General features: G+C 36.4%; 19 protein-coding genes. 15 read left to right on the forward strand and 4 right to left on the reverse strand.

Features of this window, described 5'->3' with window-relative positions; genetic code table 11:
* Positions 1 to 323: 323 nt before the first annotated feature.
* The 3 genes from TY13_RS04440 (at position 324) to TY13_RS04450 (ending at position 4,691) form a co-directional block, all read left to right on the forward strand.
* On the forward strand, positions 324 to 866 hold the full coding sequence (locus TY13_RS04440; protein WP_042472138.1) for a 5' nucleotidase, NT5C type: 543 nt from the start codon (positions 324 to 326) through the stop codon (positions 864 to 866).
* Between the two features lie 155 nt (positions 867 to 1,021).
* Complete coding sequence (locus TY13_RS04445; protein WP_042472142.1) at positions 1,022 to 2,278, forward strand: M20/M25/M40 family metallo-hydrolase; 1,257 nt, start codon at positions 1,022 to 1,024, stop codon at positions 2,276 to 2,278.
* A 244-nt stretch (positions 2,279 to 2,522) separates the two neighbouring features.
* The gene (locus TY13_RS04450; protein WP_042472144.1) at positions 2,523 to 4,691 is read left to right on the forward strand and encodes a DUF2339 domain-containing protein; all 2,169 of its coding nucleotides are present in this window, start codon (positions 2,523 to 2,525) and stop codon (positions 4,689 to 4,691) included.
* 48 nt (positions 4,692 to 4,739) lie between these two features.
* Here TY13_RS04450 and TY13_RS04455 read toward each other — a convergent pair whose 3' ends face one another.
* Genes TY13_RS04455 through TY13_RS04465 form a run of 3 tightly spaced genes read right to left on the reverse strand, consistent with a single transcriptional unit; the run spans position 4,740 to position 7,262 of the window.
* Positions 4,740 to 6,344 carry a pilus assembly PilX N-terminal domain-containing protein gene (locus tag TY13_RS04455; protein WP_042472147.1) on the reverse strand — a complete coding sequence of 535 codons (1,605 nt, stop codon included), beginning with the start codon at positions 6,342 to 6,344 and terminating at the stop codon, positions 4,740 to 4,742.
* A complete protein-coding gene (locus TY13_RS04460) occupies positions 6,341 to 6,796 on the reverse strand; it encodes a prepilin-type N-terminal cleavage/methylation domain-containing protein (protein ID WP_230199369.1) in 456 nt (151 codons plus the stop codon). The genes TY13_RS04455 and TY13_RS04460 overlap by 4 nt, the downstream gene beginning before the upstream one ends.
* Position 6,797: 1 nt before the next feature.
* On the reverse strand, positions 6,798 to 7,262 hold the full coding sequence (locus TY13_RS04465; RefSeq protein ID WP_042472150.1) for a type IV pilus modification PilV family protein: 465 nt from the start codon (positions 7,260 to 7,262) through the stop codon (positions 6,798 to 6,800).
* 539 nt (positions 7,263 to 7,801) lie between these two features.
* Here TY13_RS04465 and TY13_RS04470 point away from each other — a divergent pair.
* The 10 genes from TY13_RS04470 to TY13_RS04515 all read left to right on the forward strand — a co-directional run bounded on the left by TY13_RS04470 (position 7,802) and on the right by TY13_RS04515 (position 17,488).
* Positions 7,802 to 9,133 carry a VanW family protein gene (locus TY13_RS04470; RefSeq protein WP_195891653.1) on the forward strand — a complete coding sequence of 444 codons (1,332 nt, stop codon included), beginning with the start codon at positions 7,802 to 7,804 and terminating at the stop codon, positions 9,131 to 9,133.
* Between the two features lie 18 nt (positions 9,134 to 9,151).
* Complete coding sequence (locus TY13_RS04475) at positions 9,152 to 10,822, forward strand: GspE/PulE family protein (RefSeq protein ID WP_042472152.1); 1,671 nt, start codon at positions 9,152 to 9,154, stop codon at positions 10,820 to 10,822.
* 12 nt (positions 10,823 to 10,834) lie between these two features.
* On the forward strand, positions 10,835 to 11,878 hold the full coding sequence (locus TY13_RS04480; RefSeq protein WP_042472155.1) for a type IV pilus twitching motility protein PilT: 1,044 nt from the start codon (positions 10,835 to 10,837) through the stop codon (positions 11,876 to 11,878).
* Complete coding sequence (locus TY13_RS04485; RefSeq protein ID WP_042472158.1) at positions 11,875 to 13,080, forward strand: type II secretion system F family protein; 1,206 nt, start codon at positions 11,875 to 11,877, stop codon at positions 13,078 to 13,080. The genes TY13_RS04480 and TY13_RS04485 overlap by 4 nt, the downstream gene beginning before the upstream one ends.
* Before the next feature lie 100 nt (positions 13,081 to 13,180).
* Entirely contained in the window at positions 13,181 to 13,642 is a 462-nt protein-coding gene (locus TY13_RS04490; protein ID WP_052344220.1) for a prepilin-type N-terminal cleavage/methylation domain-containing protein, read from the forward strand.
* 103 nt (positions 13,643 to 13,745) lie between these two features.
* Positions 13,746 to 14,723, forward strand: a complete 978-nt coding sequence (gene pilM, locus TY13_RS04495) for a type IV pilus biogenesis protein PilM (RefSeq protein ID WP_042472160.1) — start codon at positions 13,746 to 13,748, stop codon at positions 14,721 to 14,723.
* On the forward strand, positions 14,720 to 15,307 hold the full coding sequence (locus TY13_RS04500; RefSeq protein ID WP_042472162.1) for a PilN domain-containing protein: 588 nt from the start codon (positions 14,720 to 14,722) through the stop codon (positions 15,305 to 15,307). The genes pilM and TY13_RS04500 overlap by 4 nt, the downstream gene beginning before the upstream one ends.
* A complete protein-coding gene (locus TY13_RS04505; protein WP_042472165.1) occupies positions 15,307 to 15,972 on the forward strand; it encodes a hypothetical protein in 666 nt (221 codons plus the stop codon). The genes TY13_RS04500 and TY13_RS04505 overlap by 1 nt, the downstream gene beginning before the upstream one ends.
* A 3-nt stretch (positions 15,973 to 15,975) precedes the next feature.
* Positions 15,976 to 16,731 carry a prepilin peptidase gene (locus tag TY13_RS04510; protein ID WP_042472169.1) on the forward strand — a complete coding sequence of 252 codons (756 nt, stop codon included), beginning with the start codon at positions 15,976 to 15,978 and terminating at the stop codon, positions 16,729 to 16,731.
* Positions 16,732 to 16,795: 64 nt separating this feature from the next.
* Positions 16,796 to 17,488 (forward strand): gamma-glutamyl-gamma-aminobutyrate hydrolase family protein, encoded by a 693-nt coding sequence (locus TY13_RS04515; protein WP_042472171.1) that lies wholly within the window; start codon positions 16,796 to 16,798, stop codon positions 17,486 to 17,488.
* Positions 17,489 to 18,134: 646 nt separating this feature from the next.
* Here TY13_RS04515 and lexA read toward each other — a convergent pair.
* Complete coding sequence (lexA, locus tag TY13_RS04520) at positions 18,135 to 18,755, reverse strand: transcriptional repressor LexA (RefSeq protein WP_042472172.1); 621 nt, start codon at positions 18,753 to 18,755, stop codon at positions 18,135 to 18,137.
* A 340-nt stretch (positions 18,756 to 19,095) separates the two neighbouring features.
* On the opposite strand from lexA, the gene yneA reads away from it, so the two are divergent.
* Both yneA and TY13_RS04530 read left to right on the forward strand, forming a co-directional pair.
* The gene (yneA, locus tag TY13_RS20375; protein WP_042472174.1) at positions 19,096 to 19,425 is read left to right on the forward strand and encodes a cell division suppressor protein YneA; all 330 of its coding nucleotides are present in this window, start codon (positions 19,096 to 19,098) and stop codon (positions 19,423 to 19,425) included.
* Positions 19,425 to 20,081, forward strand: coding sequence for a YneB family resolvase-like protein (locus TY13_RS04530; RefSeq protein WP_042472177.1), 657 nt, complete (start codon positions 19,425 to 19,427; stop codon positions 20,079 to 20,081). Before yneA ends, TY13_RS04530 begins: the two co-directional genes overlap by 1 nt.
* The last annotated feature ends 69 nt before the right edge of the window (positions 20,082 to 20,150 follow it).

Here is a 20,150-nt window from a genome sequence, read left to right on the forward strand (position 1 = left end):
GAAAGTGAAGCGTCAGATACAGAAGTCTGCCACTTCTATAAGTGGCTGTATGAATGCAGGAAAAGTAAAAAAATCAGAGGGAGTGCCAAGCTCCCAACTCTTGCGGTTACTCGTCGCAGAAAAACTTTGCTGATTCAAGTTAAGCCTCCGGCGGATGTCGCAGATTTTGAAGGGGAGTTTTCGAGCAAGCTCGAAAAAATCTGGACGCAATTACGCCAAGGCATAATTGATTTTTGTAAAATTTGTTAAGTTCCTTGAATGGGCTTGTTTCTAATTGGCAAGTTGATTACACTTAAAATTAGGAACTAGGGGGAGGAAGCGCTATGAGAAAAAGTATTGCAATTGATATGGATCAAGTGTTAGCGAATTTTTATAAAAAACTTTGTCAAACAGTGAATGAAAATTTCAACACAAATTATACAAATGAAGAGTTTTTAGCAGGATCAAGACGTGACTTACCTGAGGAGCAAACAAAAAGACTGTATGAATTAATGAATGAACCAGACTTTTTCCGTGATTTAGAAGTGCTAGATGCTGATGCAATAGAAGTTGTAAGAAAATTGCAGGAGCATTTTGATATTTATATAGCAACAGCAGCAATGGAAGTACCAGGCTCATTTAAGGCGAAATACAATTGGCTAATGCAGTATTTCCCATTTTTAAATAAGCAAAATATCGTTTTTTGTGGTACCAAATCGGTTATACATACCGACTATTTAATTGATGATAGCCCATATCAGCTAGAGGCATTTAAAGGTACAGGTATTTTATATTCAATGCCATACAACGAAGCAACAGAAGGTTTTATTCGAATGAATAATTGGAAAGAGATTGAAATATACTTCCAAGAGCAACTAGTAAAATAATGAAAAATAACAAAGTCTCTCATTGTTATGAGGGGCTTTATTTTTGGATATTAGTTGATTTTATATTCAGAAAAATAAAACTACTTTATTGATTTCATGATGATTAATCGCTATCCTTAAGACAGATCATTGAGTAACAAAAAGGAGGCATTTTCATGACAGCAACTCTCGAAGGAAAAGTCTTGCCAAATGTAAAAGAGGCAATTGAAAATTTAATAAAGGATCCAGCTGTGCAAAAAGGATTTAAATTTATTGAAGCAGACCATCAACATACTATCGAAGAGCAAATTGAAATTACGGAAATTCCTGCACCACCATTTAAAGAGCGGAAACGAGCAGAGAATTTTATGCATCGTTTACAGGAGCTGAATGTGCAAAATATACATATGGATAGTGAGGGCAATGTGTACGGATTTAGATTAGGAACCGGCAATGGGCCAAAAATAGTTATTTCAGCCCATTTAGATACAGTGTTTCCAGAAGGGACAGATGTAACAGTAAAATCAAAAAATGGTGTTTTATATGCGCCAGGAATTAGTGATGATACACGTGGGCTAGCGGAACTCTTGGCAGTTATTCGCGCAATAAATGAAGCAAATATCAAAAATATTGGGGATATTATTTTTTGCGGGACAGTGGGGGAAGAAGGTGCTGGAGATTTGCGTGGCGTGAAAGCTTTCTTTAACGACCATCAAGATATTGATGGATTTATTTCGATTGACGGACCAGAATCAAATGGCATCGTTTATTTAGGAGCAGGTAGCTATCGTTATAACATTACATATAAAGGACCGGGTGGACATAGTTTTGGTGCATTTGGATTACCTAGTGCAACACATGCTTTAGGAAGAGCGATTGCAAATATAGCAGATTTACAAACGCCAAGTGACCCTAAAACGACTTTCACTGTAGGTGAAGTGACTGGTGGAACTACTGTGAATGCGATTGCGGCAGAAGCAAGTATGAAAGTCGATTTGCGTTCGAGTGAAAAGAAGGAGCTAGATGAGTTAGCTGAAAAATTTTTAGCCATTGTGCAAAAAGCTGCAGACGATGAAAATAAACGTTGGGAGACGGATGCAATTACTGTTGAAATTGATAAGTTTGGTAATCGTCCTTCAGCAAAGCAAGCGTATGAAGAGGTCATTGTACAGGCAGCGTGGGCAGCCATTGAAGCAACAGGTGAAACACCTAAACTCACTGGACCTAGTAGTACGGATGCTAACTACCCGTTAAGCATTGGTGTCCCATCCATTACATTAGGGCGTGGTGGCAAGGGAGGCGGTGCTCATACACTAGGTGAGTGGTTTAACCCAACAGATGGACATATCGGTATACAAAAAAACTTTCTTACGCTTTTAAGTCTTGTTGGTGTAGAAGGTGTTTGTGCACCGCTTTTACAAAAGAAAAATTAAAGTGTAGCTATCGGGAATTTTCCTTTCCCGATAGCTGTTTCCACATTCCTTAAAATAAAGCCTTGAAAAAAGATATGGAGCTCTAATCCTATATTTCTGCAAAACTACACCATATATTTTCTCCTATAGTAAATAACCTTCCTACTACTTTCTCCTTAATTTTCCCGTAATTCGCAATAAACCTAATAATAATTACATTCTGCCTATGATAAAATGTACAAAAAGTAAAAGGTAGGTGGGGGGAATGGAAAGAGAATGGCAGAAGAGAATTGAACAGCTTGAGCAAGAGGTCATTAGATTGCAAACAGAAGTAGCGTTGCTTAAGCAGAATAATGAAACACATAAACAACAACCTATTATAAAGCCACAGTTACAAGCAGAGGCATTGAAAGTTGAAGGTAAGACATTAGAGTCGGTTGAAAATAAAAAGATTGTAGCTGTAACAGTAGCACAGAAGCAGCAAGATAGTGAAGAAAAAACAGAGAAACAAGCAGCACTAAAGATGAAAGAACCTGTACAAAAGCCAATAGCACCAAAGCCGACAAAATCCTTCGAGGAACGTATTACAAATATTTTACCGAAGCTTTTTATGCTTATTTTAGTGCTTGGTATTTTATGGGGGCTTAAGCTAGCCAGTGAATTTGGTTTCTTATCTGATACGGTTAAGGTTATGCTAGCATATATCGTATCGATTGTTATAGGCGTTTATGCATGGCGTTTGGAGAAGAAAAAAGAAGCACTTACAGCGATGATCGTCTCTTTATACGGTGGTGCCTTTATTATCGGCATATTAGCGACGGCAGCAGGAGCTATTTTATATGAGGTGTTCACATTAATTGTTGCGCTCGTTATCGCGATATTGTACATTACGTATGGCATTGCGATAAGCTATTTGAAAGGAAGTCAAGCGCTGACTGGCTTTGTTGTATTTACATCTTTACTATTACCTTATTTACTAGAATATATGGATTTTAATAAAGTATTTATTTTAATTTATATCATACTTATTTTTGGAGCAATTCAGCTCGTTATTCTACAACATAAGCAACAAATCGCACTGTATGTCGCGATGTTTTTCTCGCTACTGGCAATACAAATTATTTGGCTTACCCAATTCAATCAAACGCTATATTTTGCACTTAGTTATATCATTATACTAGCGCTATTTTTAAATAGCTGGTGGCAGTTATTTAAACGCAGTGAAAAGTGGAAAGTAGTACAAGAGGGCGCATTATTTAGTGTAAGTAGCTTTACACTATTATTACTTAATATCATTATTTTCGACGAGCCTTATCAAATTGGTTATTTATTAGTTGTATTTGCGTTATATACAGTAATGGCATTCATCGTCTATAAAGAGAATGAGCATCACGTTTTCGATATTACAGCAACGATCGCTTTGTTATTAACGTTTAATATCGTGCTAACATTTGATTTTGCACAAGGATACAGTGAGCTAGCTCTTGTTTTATCAGTTTTTGCAGGAATTATGCTAGCAATTCGCTTACGTGCACCATTCATGAAAATTACCTACTCAGCACTTTTATTTATTATGGCATTTGCATTATATATAACAACAGATGTTCAACCGTTTTGGCATGTGGAAAACATAGCATTGCTATTATTAATCATTAGCCTTGTTTCAGCTTATATATATGCCAAAATGCCAAAAGGGGAGCTAACGCGCTTTGAGCGTTTGACAGAAAAATATTACGTAATTGATAGTATCGCCGCAGCTATTGTGTTGTACGTGATGTTTTATAGCGTGAAGCTTGACTATGCTTATATTTCAACAACACAGTCTATCCCTTACGCTGTATTTATCCTAACAGCAATTTGTTCGCTTGTTATTTTAGTAGTGGATCAGCGCTGGATAGGGCGTTTTGTACCGTTTGTTCTGATGCTTTGTTACTTAACACAAAGTATCACATTGCTAATGACAGGGCTTGTAAATGAGACGCTTATTGCATTACAGCTTGTAACACGTGCTACCTTTATCCTAGTGCTACTTGCGTTGCTTGTAGACTTATATAAAAAGGGTCTTATTTATCAAAAATGGCAAAGATTCATTGAAAAATATATTGAAGCCTATATAAGTTTAGGCATGCTAATTATGATGTTGCATTTTATTAATCTAACATCTAATTTATATATAATTGATACATTAACATGGGGCATTGCCACTATGATTAAAACATTAATTCTCTTTGCAACAGCAAGTATAGCGATATTATTAGGAAGAAGAAGACAATGGAAAACGCTCCGAACAATGGGCTTTGTCCTATTATTAATCGCAATACTAAAACTAATCTTCTTTGATTTAGCAACATTAAACCTACTTATTCGCGCAATTCTCTTTATTGTAATTGGCACGGCGGGAATGCTGCTGTCAGGGAGATTGGGGAGGAAATAGAAAGGTAGCCTAATGAGCGCTATATTGCTCATTAGGCTATGTTACGATTTAATTTTCAATCATATTGGTTTCCTTGGGATCTTCAAGTTCTTCATCGCCAATTTGGAATTTGGGTGTTTCATCAATTGTACCAGGAGGTAGTGGAGTAGTTGGTCCTCCATAAGTAATATGAGTACCTCCAGAGGAAGTAATATTTTTTGCCACGACAATCCCTGTAATATTTCCTCCTCCGCCTAAGTCAAGATTTGCATTTGGTGCAATAATATATTGACCATTTGTTGGTACACCACCACTTATCTTTAAAGAACTTCCTCCAGAAACTATGTTTCCGTAAAGTGCTGCTCCTCCTGTCAACTCTATAGCTGCACTTTTACTAATAATAGAACCATAAAGTTTTGTGCTACCATCAAATTTTACTGTACTACCCCCATTGTAGTATAAATTAACTTGTGCGGAATCTTTTCCTTCAATAGATCCGTTAATTATAGGTGGACTACTTTTAACAAGCAAATTAACCTTACCAGATCCTATGATATTAATGTGTCCAGCTATATCTAATTTATCCACATATAAATTAACCTCTCTATTACCAACATTAATATTTACAGTATAATTACTTGATATTTTGAAGTTTTTAAAACTTATATCTGAATTGGTAGAGGTTAAATCCAGTGTATAATTGTCAGTTTGCCAATTTGTTGCATTGAAATTCCCATTATGAATAACTGAAAATGAGCCCGCTGTCTGATTCGGAAGCGATGTTATTGAATCTGCTTTCATAAATTTCTCATCAGGGAAAAAAGTAGGTAATAAATATTTAGATGGGTCAATTTTCAATTTTGGCTCAATTTTATAATTATTTTTGATAAAAGCCTCTTGTTCAGCGTTTTTTCTTCCCTCTAAAGGAATGGAAATATTCTCTATCGATTGGATGCTCACATCGCCACTAATTCTGCCTGTTGAAGTACCTGAAATATAAATATTTCCCCTTGTAGAAGCAGCCCCACCATAAATTGAACCACTACCTTTTAAATCTATATTTCCTGAAACAATCGCTGCATAGCCTTCTGGGAAGCCGCCTGGGACTTGTTCATTATCATTACCTTCATCACTATCACCATTATCATTCGTATTAAAGGTAAGTTGTGGTTCGATGTAAAGCTCTTGCGTTACTTCGCGACTTTTGGCAGTGTCAATAGAGCCGATTGAAGTAATAACTATGCCATAACGTGGCGGTTCTACCTTTATTTCAGTTATTTCAATATCAGCTTTTTTTCCTTTTGAAATCATATGCTGTTTGGATACATGGGTAGCATTATAGGAATCGAATTCATCATTTAAAAGGTTTTTGAAATAACGTTCTGCCTGTTCTTGTGTTAAGCAAAGTGAATCTTTTCGTTTAATACAATCTTTGGTTTTATCATATGCCTTGTTTTGAATATTTTTTAACTCCTTTGACACTTCCAACTTTGCTAAATTCATACCTGCCTCTGCAATATAAAATACCGCTTGGTCTGTACGCTCATAATCTACTTGCTTAAGACTATTGGAGGAAACACTTAGTAAAGATACACCGAGAACAGAAATAATCACAATTAAAAATAATGCAATAACAAGAGCAGAGCCTCGTTGATTAAAAAATTTTTTCATCATTGTCTACCTCTCCTTATTGTGATGTTTGTTGTTGCTTTTTGACCATCTCGATTAACAATGGCAATGGTATCGCCACGAATTTCAAACTCTTCTACGTTTATAGCAAGTACTTCTTGCCCGGTCGATGTACTTCTTATAATTTGATGGTTTTCAAGTTTGTAGGTTGCTATTTCTACCTCATCTAATGTGAATATGTAGAAAGCAGTTGTTTCCTCTGCAGTTTCATCTACTATTTCTCTCAAATCATCACTTTTCCTAAAATCCTTCGTAATTACCTTTAAAGCATAGGACAGCTCTTTAATATCCTGATTATGTGTACTTTGTTCTATTTGTTGTTTTGTCGCAGAGGTAACAAGGACAATGCTAAGCATGGAGACAATCGCTAAAATAGCAATTACTGCCAGTGTTTCTACTAATGTAAATCCTTTATTATTTCGTAACGGGTGCATCATATTACTTTGCACCTCCTAATATATAAACATTTTCCATTGTTGCTTTGCTATTTGTACTGTTTTCAATTACTTCAAGATGAACATACACTGCTTTTTTGTAATCGGAGTCTTGAGAGAATGTTTGTAATGTTAAATAGTACGTAAAATTTTCGCTTTCTCTTGGTAAATATTTATATACATGGTCAGTAGGTAAGGAAGTAAGGCTCGTTCCAGGATTATCTACATCTAATGTATAACCAGATGCTAGATTCTCATATGAGCTAGCCCCACCTGCTGTGTTATAAAGACTCTCCATCTCCTTTTGTGCCATATACGTAGCATCCATAATATCATTCGATTTATGTGTCGTTTTATTTGACTGAATAAGCAATCCGAAAAATGAAATCAAAACAATTCCTATTATTAAAAGGGCAGCTACGACTTCTACTAAAGACATGCCTTGCTCGTTTTTTAAATATTTTCTCAATCAGGTACTCCTCCCTATGATTTTTTGGTTAGATGTAGAGAGAATATTGGTGAATTTTAATTTGATTCTAAAGTATTGTTTTTGATAATTTCCATTTTATTTTGTTTGAAAATAGGTAATATAGATTAATTGTAGAGCTGTGTGATTTAATTTATAAACTAAAAAATAAGCCTATATTTAAGTTTATACTATATTTTTAGCGAAAAAAAGCTTTTATAAAATTTATATATTTTTTAACTTAAGCTTAATATTCATGCTATAGTCTATAAAACAGAGCTAATTTTATAGGTTAATTGGATTATAATTATTCTAAAATTAATGATTTATAGATATTTCTTAGGCATAATTTAGTGTTATGTCCAGATGTTTTAAATTTATATTTATTTTTTATAATAAATGTAATTTAAAAGTCGTATAAATTGTTTTGAATTTGTGAAAATAGGTCAAATAGTATATACAAAGAATCGTAGCTAGTGTATTCTGAAGGCAATAGATGGTAAAAAATTAAAGTTTTAAATTAAGAAAGTGAGGTGTTGTATGTGAGAGTTAGTCTGAAAATGTGTTTATTTTCATCTTTATTAGTTCTTATAGCATGCACCCTATATCCTAATAATTTATCTTATGCTAATTCGGAAAGTAGACACTCAACTATAGGTGGCGTAGTAGTAGATGATTTAAAGGCTGACAGTATTAGAGAAAAAGTGCAGGAAGCTGTGAATAACTGGACCAGTGAATCGATAATTGTTTCGGGTGCTGGGACAACAATCAGCTTAAATGCAGAAGCTATTCAGTTTGATATAGATGGCACAATTGCAACATATGAGCAAATGACAAAGAAATCATGGTTTTCTTTTTGGAAGCCAAAGCCAGTGGTACAACTACCACTACAAATTACCGAAAATGAAGTATTTAAAACGGAAATTAAGAAAGTAAAATTTTGGGAAACGGATTCTACCTATAATCAAGTACTGATACAAGCTACTAATTTAGCATCTCATGAAGTAGAGGCTGAAGTTAAAAATTTAAATGCATATGAAAATGTGCGTATCGCGCTAGAAATCCAGCCAATTCCAGAAACAACAGCTGGCTTAACTACTCTAGTACAAGCATTAAATGAGCAAATAATAAACCCAGGAACTCCTTTCTCATTAATGGAAAAACTGGGTGATAAGAAGGGCGATGCTAATAATGAGGCATTAAATTTCATAGCGTCAATGCTTTATAGTATTGCATTAAAAACAAATAGCGAAATTTACGAGCGTGCATCTCAAAATAGTATTCCCTCATATTTAGAGCCGGGAATTGAAGCAACTGTTACACGTGATGGCTCAAAAGATTTGAAGTTTTTAAACACAACAGATTATGTACTACAGCTGAAATTTACGATTGAAGCTGGAAACTTAAAAGCAGAAGCCTATGGTCCTGCAAATAATCAGAGTGTGGGCGTTCAAGTAACACGAGATTACGAAATATCACCGCGTGTGATTACACGCTATTCAAAGGATCTACCTGCTGGTCAAGAGCACCTAATTGAGGAGGGACAAGTGGGATTACGCGTTTCAGTTGTGCGCTATAGCACTGATGAGCCAGAGGGTGAGCTAATTAGTAAAGATTATTATGCACCAGCTCATCGTGTCATTTTAAAATCTTCCAAGCAGCCAGACGCTACGCCAAAAACTTCAAATAATTTAGTGCAGAGCCATGATCAATCTTTAAGGCAGAAATCAAAGCTTGATTTGAATGGTGATGGTTTAGCTGATTTTGAAAATGAAGTGGGGAAACAACCAAAATTCCCACCATTGCCACAAGATGAAAAGGATTTACCAGAAGGTAGCTATTACGATAAAGGGGGCAATTTGGTTACGCCTTAGAAGGAGGAAGAGCAACGTATGAGAGGAACAACTAGAAAACGTCTTGGAGATTTACTTGTCGAAGCGGGAGTTATTACAGATGAGCAATTGAATCATGCACTCGAAACGAAAAGCCGCGATGAGAAGCTTGGTGACTTTCTTATTAAAGAGAATTTTTTGACTGAGCAGCAATTAATCGAAGTGCTTGAATTCCAATTAGGTATTCCACATATCCATTTAAATCAGTATGCTATTGAACCTGAATTAATAAAGCTTGTACCAGCTGAATTGGCGAAACGGGCGAGCATTATGCCAATACGTCGCGATAAAAATAAATTATTTATCGCAATGGCAGACCCGATGGATTACTTTGCGATTGAAGAAGTTCGCATGGCTACAGGCTGTCAAATTGAAGTGAGTATCGCTGCTAAAGATGATCTTTATCGGACAATTACAAAATATTATGATTTGCAGGAGTCGATGGAGGCTGCTTTATCTGATTTAGGGGATGCGGCAACTCGCGCAGAAGCCCAGCAGGAAATTACGGACGACGATTCACCTATTGTACGTCTTGTTAATAAAATCATTGCCAATGGAGTTGCACAGCGCGCTTCAGATGTCCACTTTGATCCACATGAAACGGAATTTCGTGTGCGCTATCGTGTAGATGGTGTATTGCGTACAGAGCGTTCCTTGCCGAAGCATATGCAAAGCATTATTACTGCTCGTATTAAAATTATGGGGAACTTGAATATTACAGAAAATCGCATACCGCAGGATGGTCGCATTAAAATCCAAGTAAACTTTAAACCTGTTGATATTCGCTTATCAACGCTTCCAGGAATTTATGGTGAGAAAATAGTAATGCGTATACTAGATTTAAGCAATGCGCCTACTGACATTGATCAAATTGGGTTTACTGAGCAAAATGAGACGATATTCCGTTCGATGATTCAACGCCCAAACGGTATTGTGTTAATTACAGGCCCAACAGGTTCAGGGAAATCAAGCACTCTGTATGCAGCGCTTTCCAACTTGAATGATGAGACGGTTAATATTATTACAGTAGAAGACCCTGTGGAATATCAGTTAGCAGGTATTAATCAAGTGCAAGTGAAGGAAGAAGTAGGACTTACTTTTGCGTCAGGTCTGCGTTCGATTTTACGCCAAGACCCAGACATCGTCATGATTGGTGAGATTCGAGATTTTGAAACAGCACAAATTGCTGTACGAGCCTCTTTAACAGGGCATTTAGTTTTAAGTACTTTGCATACAAATAATGCAGTTGAGTCCATTTCACGTTTGAAAGATATGGGCATTGAGCCATTTTTAATATCTTCCTCATTAATAGGTGTTATGGCACAGCGTTTAGTACGTAGAGTATGCCGTGATTGCAAGCAAACTGTTGAAGCGACAGAGCGAGAAAAAGCAATCTTCGCAGAAAATGGCTTAGTAGTTAATACAGTTTCACGGGGCAAAGGCTGCCCATCATGTAACAATACTGGCTATCGAGGTCGTATGGCGATTCATGAGCTACTACCATTTGATCGTCAGCTTAAAAATCATATTATTAACAGCCACGATGTCAGCGAGATTAAAAATTATATGACTAAAAAAGGCTATAATACGCTTCTCAAGGATGGTTTACTAAAAGTGCTAGAGGGTGTAACGACGACTGAGGAAGTGCTACGTGTAGCAACTGTAGAGTAAGGGAGTGATAGGATGACACACTCAATTCGTGAATTATTAATGCATGCCTATGAGCAAAAAGCGTCCGATTTACATTTAACTGTTGGCATCCCACCTATGTATCGTATTGATGGAAAACTAGCTCCTTATGGTAATGAAGTAATAACACATGAACTGTTGAAAGTAATGGTACATGATATATTACCAAGCCATAAAGTTCAGGAATATAAAGATAAAGGAGAGACGGATTTTAATTATTCCTTAGAGAGCCTATGTCGATTCCGTGTCAATGCTTACCATCAACGCAATACAAGTGCGATTGCGGCTCGTTTAATTTCAAGTGAAATACCAACAATCGATTCTTTAAATATGCCAAGCGTATTGTTTGATTTAGCGGACAAGCCACAAGGTCTAATTTTAGTAACAGGTCCTACAGGCTCTGGTAAATCAACAACACTAGCAGCGATGATTGATTACATTAATACAAACAAAGCCAAGCATATTATTACACTGGAAGACCCAATTGAGTATTTGCATACCCATAAACAATCTGTTGTCAATCAACGAGAGGTCGGCGTTGATACAGAAAGCTTTGCAAATGGGTTACGCGCCTCATTACGCCAAGATCCCGATATTATTTTAGTAGGGGAAATGCGCGATTTAGAAACAATTTCTACAGCAATTACGGCAGCGGAAACAGGGCATCTTGTATTTGGTACATTACATACATCAAGCGCGCCAACGACAATTGACCGCATTATCGATGTATTTCCACCACATCAGCAAGGACAAATACGCATCCAGCTTGCAAACGTTTTACAAGGTATTATTTCACAGCGCTTATTTGTACGAAAAGGAAAAAAGGGGCGTGTGGCTGCAACAGAAATACTCGTTGCAATACCCGCTATTACAAACTTAATACGTAATGAAAAAATTCATCAAATCCCGAGTGTTATGCAAACGAATCGTGCACTCGGCATGCATACACTGGAAACCTCTATCCAAGGGCTTGTGTCCTCTGGTCAAATTGCGTTAGAGGAGGCGCGCCCATATATGAATGTAGGTGAATACATTTGACGGTATTTAAATATACAGGTCGCACATCAGCAGGTGTTACGAAAAAGGGGACCATTGAGGCTGTAAATCAAAATGCAGCAATTGCAAAGCTGCGCGAGCGTGGAATAAATCCACGTGAAATTAATGCATCCTCAAGCATTTTGCATAGGGAGATCAGTATTGGCGGCAAGGTGAAAAATCAGGATTTTGTTATTTATTGTCGTCAGTTTGCCACATTAATACGTGCGGGTGTTTCGATTGTCGAGGCAACCAATATTTTAGCACGTCAATCGACATCAAAGCCTTTGAAAAGAGCGTTAGAGCAAGTGGAGGAGGATGTCCGCACAGGGGTGGCCTTTTCGCAGGCAGTTAGCAAACATTCAAAAGTATTTCCAGAGCTATTTATCAATATGATGCGCTCTGGGGAAGCAACAGGCAACATTGATAGCACACTAGAACGCTTAGCCAATATGTTTGAAAAGCAATATAACTTGAAGAAAAAAGTGCAATCGACATTAGCATATCCAGCTATTTTAACAGTATTAATTATCGTCGTTGTAGCATTTTTACTTATTGTAATCGTCCCAAGCTTTGTTACTTCGTTTGAGGAAATGGGGGCAGAGTTGCCAACGATTACAGTTATCACAGTTGCCTTTAGTGCATGGCTACAAAAGTTTTGGTGGCTTGTCTTACTGGCGATTGCTGTTGGCATTAGCGCATTCGCTTATTTATTCAAAAATAATAAGCAATTTAATTTTACCGTTCATTATATGCTGCTGAAAATGCCGCTTTTTGGACCATTGCTTCAAAAAACAGCAATTGCCCGTTTAATGCGTACATTAGCATCACTTTTTAGTGCAGCAGTCCCAATTTTACAGGCATTAACGATTTCAGAAAAAGTAAGCGGTAATCCTGTAGTAGGGAAAGTAATGCTTGATGCCAAAGCGAGTTTAGAACGCGGAAGCACGCTATCAGAGCCACTTGAACAAAGCTGGATCTTCCCGCCTATGGTAACAAGCATGACGCAAATCGGAGAAACAACAGGCTCACTTGATTTTATGCTAGAGAAAATTGCCGATTTTTATGAAGAGGAAGTGGAGCGCTCAGTCGACACTCTAAAATCGCTAATCGAGCCATTAATGATTGTGCTATTAGCCGTAGCGGTAGGCATTATCGTTGCAGCAATCTTTATGCCAATGTTTAGCCTGTACGAACAAATGTAAAAACGGAGGACGTTTTGCAAGGAGGTGAATAATCATGCAACAAGCGTCCGAGCAAATGTACATCAAACAAATAACTAATAGAAACAAAGGAGGAATTAATATGTTTAAAACTATGAAAAAACGTATTAAAAACGAGAAAGGTTTAACACTAATTGAGCTATTAGCAGTAATCGTTATTTTAGCGATAGTAGCGGCGATTGCAGTGCCAGCGATTGGGAATATTATTGATAATTCACGTTATAATGCAGTTAAGGCAGATGGGATTAATGTATTGAATGCGGCTAATATTTATTATACAGATAATTCTGATGCAGCAGACAATGTTACTGTTCAAACATTAATTAATGAAAAATATTTAGATGCAGCTGGTAAAATTCCTACCGAAGCAACTATTAGTAAAGATGTTCCTCGCAAATTAACAACTGATTCGATTACAAACGCAGTAGGATCAAAATCTGTTACATTTGCTAGTGTTACAATTGATGATATTAATAAAGATAATAAAAAAGGTAGTGAAGATGGTGATAAAACTATTTCACCTGTCACATCAGGCACACCATAATTAACCCCCCAAAGAACACCTAACCTAGCAATTGCTTAGGTGTTCCATTGAAGGATTAATTCATTCAAGTTTAATAGACTTAGCACAGAAGGAGCTGCACCTTATGTTCAAATTTAAAAAGAAATCACATGTAGCTATTGAATTAAATGATTACATATTGCGCGTGCTCGTGAAAAAGGGGGAGCACTCAGCACAATGGGAAACGCACGATATTTTGCTTGCACAAGGTATTGTTCAAGATGGCGTTATTGTCGATGAGGTAGAGCTATTTAAAATTATTAAAAATAATATTGCTTTGTTTGGTGGAAAAAAGCAATTTGTACGTACATTTGTATCTGATACATCAGTTTTATTGAAAACATTTGAGCATCCAGATGATGTTGAGGGTAGCAAACTGAAGCCTTATGTACAAATGGAGCTAGGGCGAACAGTGCATTTGCCATTTCATGAGCCGTTAATCGATGTTTATGATCCAATTGAAGGAGATGGACAGGCAACATTGTTTGCAGCGCCTTCGGAAGAAGTGACGAAGCTTGTCAATTTGCTTTTGGATGCACCACTTACCCCTGAGGCAATTGATATTCGGGCATTAAGCAATTTGAGATTGCTTGAGAAGATGGGGAAATTTCAGGAAAATAAAACGTATATGATTACAAACTGGTTAATTAACGAACTAACCGTTTGTATTTATTCAAATGGGCAGGTTGATTTTTTACGTTTTCAAACCATCGATACCGATTTGGCAAAATGGCATGGTATTGTCGATAGTAAAAATGAAGTAATGTTCTCTTACACTGGGGAGGAAGGGGACTACAGAATGCTTCTTGTCGATCGTGTAATGGAGCTCGATCGCATTATGAATTTCTTTAGATTCTCTCTTCATAAAGGTGAAAAAATGATTGATGAAATTATTGTAATGGGCGATAATCCTTGGCTTCCTACAATCAGTGAATTGATTGCTGAAAGCTTACCCGTAGCAATTAAAATAGTAGACGATCAAATGATTCAGCAATCTTATCCAAATATGAAAGCCAAATATGCGGCTCTTATAGGACTTGCCTTAAAGGAGGTACGCGTATGATTCCAGATATAAACCTGTTACCTCATATCAATAGAAGCGAATCAAATTTAAAAATTTTTTATAGTAGTTTAGCAGTTTTGGCGTTGCTTATTTTAAGCCTAATAGTGTGGCAATTCTTTTCTATGAAAGATGAGGTTACAAAGCTTACGAATGAGCAGCAAACACTTCAGGCACAAAAAGATCAACTGCAAGGAGAATATAATGCATTGCTAAATAGTAATACAGGCTCTATAGAGCAAGCAGTTACATTTGTCGAAAAAGTTTCTTACCCTGTATCGCCTTTAGTAGATGAAGTTCGGGCATTACTTTTACCGAATAGTTATTTACGCAACTATACCTTCGATGAGGAAAAAGTAATAGTAAAGGCTGATTTTGAAACCTTTACTAATATTTCTAAATATGTTGCATTGTTAGAGCGAAGTGAATATTTTAATGATGTTCAACTTGGAACAGTGGATGATTTTGAAATAAATCCGAATGGCAGTAATGAAAAAGAAGTAGATTTTAGCAGTGTATCACGCTATTCTGTACAAATTGAGCTATATATTGATAAAAAGTATTTAGCTTTTGGGGGTGCACAGTAATGTTTAGCAATAAAAATTCAGCCCCCATCTTATTAACAGTTCTTGTCGCACTCTTATTATTCGCAAGCTATTATTATTTTGTTCTGCCAAAAAAGGATGAGACCGAGCGTTTGCGTAGTTCTGTGTCAAATCTACAACAAGAGATTAAGAGCTTACAATCTCAAATTGCGATGAAGAAAAATGAAGAGGGACAAGTTCCTGAAAATCTTTTTGCACTGCAAAAGAAAGTACCGCAAAATAAAGATATTGTGAATTTATTATTAAATATGGAAGAAATCGAATTGCTATCAAAATCAAAAATTACAGGGATGCAATTTAATAATTATGATGCTTTAGTAAGTGAATCTGAATTACAAGAACCAAGTAAACCAGAAGCTATTAACAAAACAGAAGAACAGGCTACTGAAGAGCTACCAACTTCTTCGATTTCAAAAGAATTATTGCCTCCAGAGCTACAAATGGTGACATTTAATGTGGAATTTGAAACTAAGAATGAATCAGATCTTACTATATTTTTAAAAGAATTAGAGTCATTAGAGCGTATTGTTCGAATTGATCAAATTGATTTACAAGTTCCTGGTGAAGCAGATTTAGTTGAAGAGGGACCTGCAAAAACAGTTTCAACTAAAATACAAGCGACAACATTTTATTATGTAGGTGAGTAAAAAATGACAGTCACATATACTTTTCTTTCTCTTATATTAGGGCTTGTGCTTGGCTCTTTTTATAATGTTGTTGGCTTACGTATTCCCAAAAATGAATCTATCGTTTACCCTGGATCTCATTGTACAAACTGCCACCGTTCATTAAACGCAGTTGATTTAGTACCAGTATTTTCTTATCTTTTATTGCACGGGAAATGTCGCTTATGTAAAGTGCGCATTTCCCCAATATATATGGTGATGGAGCTTTTAACAGGAATCTGTTTTGCCTTTTCTTATTGGCAGCTTGGAATTTCGTTAGAGCTAATTGTTGCATGGCTTTTTATTTCGCTATTAATTATTATTACAGTATCTGATATTGCTTATATGCTTATCCCAAACAAAATTTTATTATTCTTTTTACCCCTAATAGCACTGGGACGGATATTATCCCCACTTGAGCCTTGGTGGGATAGTTTACTAGGTGCAGCAATTGGCTTTGGTACTTTACTGCTAATTGCAGTTGTTTCAAGAGGTGGCATGGGGGGCGGAGATATAAAACTCTTTTTCATTATAGGGCTTGTTCTTGGTACGATTAACACACTACTTACATTATTTTTAGCAGCAGTTATTGGTATGTTTGCTAGTGTAATCATCTTAAAAAAACATAATCAAAGTCGCAAAACACCAATCCCCTTCGGACCATCCATTGCACTTGCTGCAATTATTGTATATTTTTTCGGTAATAAAATAATGGAGTGGTATAAAAATTTATTTTTCTAGCATTGCTAGCAACAAATAATTAGCATAATATAATACTAATTATGTGTAAGTGGGAGGAATGTTTATGAAGCCAATTATTGCAGTTACAATGCATACAGGGGATAAAAAGCTAGAAATTAACGAAACATACATACAGTCCGTAGAGCTTGCTGGTGGGATACCTTTATGCATCCCGCATCTTGATGCACAGGATGTAGAGGCTCTATTAAATAAGGTAGATGGCTTACTATTAATTGGAGGTCATGATGTGAATCCTTATTTATATGGACAGGAGCCTCATCAAAAATTAGGCATGTTCCATACGAAACGAGACAATAGTGATTTAGCGATTTTACAAAGCGCTTTTAAAAGACAAATGCCAATACTTGCAATATGCCGTGGACATCAAGTATTGAATGTAGCGTTTGGAGGCACTTTAATTCAAGATATCCCTTCGCAATGGGAGCAACCACTTGCTCATGCACAAGCCTCAATGAGGGATGAGGCAACGCATACTGTCAAAATTAACGGAGAAAAGCTTCGTGCGATTTTCGGAACAGAGGAAATTCGAACGAATTCATTCCACCACCAAGCAATCGATCAACTTGGTGAAGGATTAGTAGCTGCTGGTGTTGCAGTAGATGGCATGAATGAAGCGGTCGAGCATGATGAGCACCCATTTTGCATTGGCGTACAATGGCACCCGGAGGCAATGGCTCCATTTGGTGATGCAAATTCTATTAAATTATTCCAATCGTTTATTGAAGCATGTAAATAATTTAGGAGCAAGTGAACGAGAAAATTCGTTCATTTGCTTTTTTTATGAAGAATTCTCTCTTAAGCTGCTACTTAAACTGTATTTATTAAGAAGTGGATTTAGGGGTGAGAATAGGTAAATAAGGAGAATCGTAGATAACCCAGAGAAATTCGCAGATAAGTCATGAGAAACGCAGATAACTCGAGAAATTCGAAGATAAGTCATGAGAAAACGCAGATAACTCGAGAAATTCGAAGATAAATCATGAGAAAACGCAGATAACCCAGAGGAATTCGCAGATAAATCATAAGAAAGTGCAGATAACTCATAAAAAACGCCGAAAAAAATCATCAAGAAAACCAATTTCATGCAAATTGCGTTATTTTTGACGGAAAACCTTAAAAAACAATGCTTTAATTTATCGAAATGTGGTGATTTTAACAAATTACAGGCTATTTATGAACATTCACAAATTTCTGTAGGGTGTGTAAGATAACAGTATTACCTCGCTAGCATGATTTCTTGAGTGATTACTCCTCACACTCAATCTATGATTTCACTTTTCGATAATGTCTCCGATTTTCTCCTCAAATAAACTATTTGGAAGCCATGCTAGCTTTAAATAAAAAAACTGAGCGGACCAAAAGTTGGTAGCTCAGTTTTTACATTATTGTATTTTACGATATAGGCCAACTACTTGCCCTAAAATTGTTACTTGATTAACTAAAATTGGATCCATTGAAGAGTTTTCAGGCTGCAAACGGAAATGTGTTTTTTCTTTATAGAAACGTTTTACTGTCGCCTCATCATCCTCTGTCATAGCAACGACAATATCTCCGTTGTTAGCAGTTGATTTTTGCTTAACTATTACATAATCTCCATCTAGAATTCCAGCTTCAATCATTGATTCTCCCATTATTTCTAACATAAATAGTTGATCTTCTGAAGTACCATATGAATTTGGAAGAGGGAAGTATTCTTCGATATTCTCGATTGCTGAGATAGGTAATCCAGCTGTTACTTTACCAATTAAAGGTACATGAATAACACCTTGTTGTCCTGATTCATGGTCATTGCCATCTAAAATTTCGATAGCACGTGGTTTTGTTGGATCTCGACGAATAAGCCCTTTGCTTTCTAAGCGAGCTAAATGTCCATGTACAGTCGAGCTAGATGCTAAACCAACCGCTTCACCTATTTCACGAACTGACGGTGGGTAACCTTTTGACCTGACTTCTTCTTTGATAAAAGCTAAAATTGCTTCTTGGCGTTTTGATACTTTTGTCAACTCATTCACCTCTTTTTTCTTGTTTTAGTAAAACATTCTCACCCCATAATTAGTGAGTTAGATGCAATATTTGGTCTTGTTCAGCGCTTGTATTGAGTGTTCGTTGAATCAAGATAAAGCCTATGATCGATATCATAACTTTGTAAACTTACTCCAAAAAAGTTTGGATGCAATTACGCTAAGGCGCAATTTATAGAACAAATTTTCTTGTTTTCAGTATAACAAAATAGGAAATAGAATGCAAACGTTAGTTCGAAAATAATTGTTGACAAAAACACTTGTTCGTTTTAATATGGGAACATATATTCCGAACGAACATTCTATTACAGGGGGCGTTTATATGAATTGGTTGAAAAAAAATAGCTATATTACAGTTTTTGTCGCATTTACAGTGTTAGTAATTTCGGTGTTAGTTATTACCGATGAAGATATCGAACAATATGACGAGGTGGTCATTGCACATGGTGATACGCTATGGTCATTAGCAGAACAGTATCGAGGGAGAATGTCAGCAGAACAATGGATTGGCTTTGTGAAAAAAACAAATTACCTTTCTGATGAAAAAATAATTGTTGGACAACAGTTGCTAGTTCCAGTTGAAAAACGTTCTATTATTGCACAACAAATGACAGGAGAAAGCCATTTACGTGAAGTGGCTAACAAAAACTAATGGCTATCCAAACGGCGGTTATATATGCAAGGGTAAGCACTGAAAAATCAACCCAATATACATCTCTTGCAAGGCAAAAAGAAGAGCTAATAGCGTACGCTAACAATTTAAATTTTAAAGTAGTAGAAATATTTGAAGATCAACAGAGTGGCTTTGATGTAGAAAGAGAGGGTTTGCTAGATATGCTAGATTATATGAAAGCAAACGATATTAAAACTCTGTTTGTACAAGATGAAACTCGATTAGGTCGTGGCAATGCACGTGTAGCAGTGTTGCACCTTTTACAAAAACAAGGGATGTCCGTCATATCTTTAAATGATGCAGGTCCACTAGCATTAAATGAAATGGATACAATGCTCTTAGAAATTTTGGCGATAGTAGAGGAATATCAGCGTAAGTTACACAATGCTAAAATACGACGTGGAATGAGACGTGCTGTAGATAACGGCTATCGACCAGAAAACAATCTAAAAAATCGTGGCAATGTAGAGGGGCGCGAGCGAATTGATGTGCCAATCGAAGAAATTTTAAAACTGCGCGCAAAAGGCTTTACCTTTGAAGAAATTGCCACTACATTAAGAAGTCTAGGCTTCAATGTTAGCAAAGCAACCGTTCATCGGCGCTTTGTAGAATATCAAGAAGAGAATAGCATGTAAGTAAACCTTTCAAAACGTATTGTACAAGATAAATCACTTGCGCTTTACGTTTTTTTCTCATACCTTTGT

Origin of the sequence: Bacillus ndiopicus (assembly GCF_000612805.1) — a bacterium.
GTDB classification, from domain to species: Bacteria; Bacillota; Bacilli; order Bacillales_A; family Planococcaceae; genus Metasolibacillus; species Metasolibacillus ndiopicus.

Excerpts from the sequence above, each read along its gene's own strand:
- TY13_RS04440 (WP_042472138.1), top strand. The coding sequence starts at position 324 with ATGAGAAAAAGTATTGCAATTGATATGGATCAAGTGTTAGCGAATTTT.
- TY13_RS04445 (WP_042472142.1), top strand. The coding sequence starts at position 1,022 with ATGACAGCAACTCTCGAAGGAAAAGTCTTGCCAAATGTAAAAGAGGCA.
- TY13_RS04450 (WP_042472144.1), top strand. The coding sequence starts at position 2,523 with ATGGAAAGAGAATGGCAGAAGAGAATTGAACAGCTTGAGCAAGAGGTC.
- TY13_RS04455 (WP_042472147.1), bottom strand. The coding sequence starts at position 6,344 with ATGATGAAAAAATTTTTTAATCAACGAGGCTCTGCTCTTGTTATTGCA.
- TY13_RS04460 (WP_230199369.1), bottom strand. The coding sequence starts at position 6,796 with ATGATGCACCCGTTACGAAATAATAAAGGATTTACATTAGTAGAAACA.
- TY13_RS04475 (WP_042472152.1), top strand. The coding sequence starts at position 9,152 with ATGAGAGGAACAACTAGAAAACGTCTTGGAGATTTACTTGTCGAAGCG.
- TY13_RS04480 (WP_042472155.1), top strand. The coding sequence starts at position 10,835 with ATGACACACTCAATTCGTGAATTATTAATGCATGCCTATGAGCAAAAA.
- TY13_RS04490 (WP_052344220.1), top strand. The coding sequence starts at position 13,181 with ATGTTTAAAACTATGAAAAAACGTATTAAAAACGAGAAAGGTTTAACA.
- pilM (WP_042472160.1), top strand. The coding sequence starts at position 13,746 with ATGTTCAAATTTAAAAAGAAATCACATGTAGCTATTGAATTAAATGAT.
- TY13_RS04500 (WP_042472162.1), top strand. The coding sequence starts at position 14,720 with ATGATTCCAGATATAAACCTGTTACCTCATATCAATAGAAGCGAATCA.
- TY13_RS04505 (WP_042472165.1), top strand. The coding sequence starts at position 15,307 with ATGTTTAGCAATAAAAATTCAGCCCCCATCTTATTAACAGTTCTTGTC.
- TY13_RS04510 (WP_042472169.1), top strand. The coding sequence starts at position 15,976 with ATGACAGTCACATATACTTTTCTTTCTCTTATATTAGGGCTTGTGCTT.
- TY13_RS04515 (WP_042472171.1), top strand. The coding sequence starts at position 16,796 with ATGAAGCCAATTATTGCAGTTACAATGCATACAGGGGATAAAAAGCTA.
- yneA (WP_042472174.1), top strand. The coding sequence starts at position 19,096 with ATGAATTGGTTGAAAAAAAATAGCTATATTACAGTTTTTGTCGCATTT.
- TY13_RS04530 (WP_042472177.1), top strand. The coding sequence starts at position 19,425 with ATGGCTATCCAAACGGCGGTTATATATGCAAGGGTAAGCACTGAAAAA.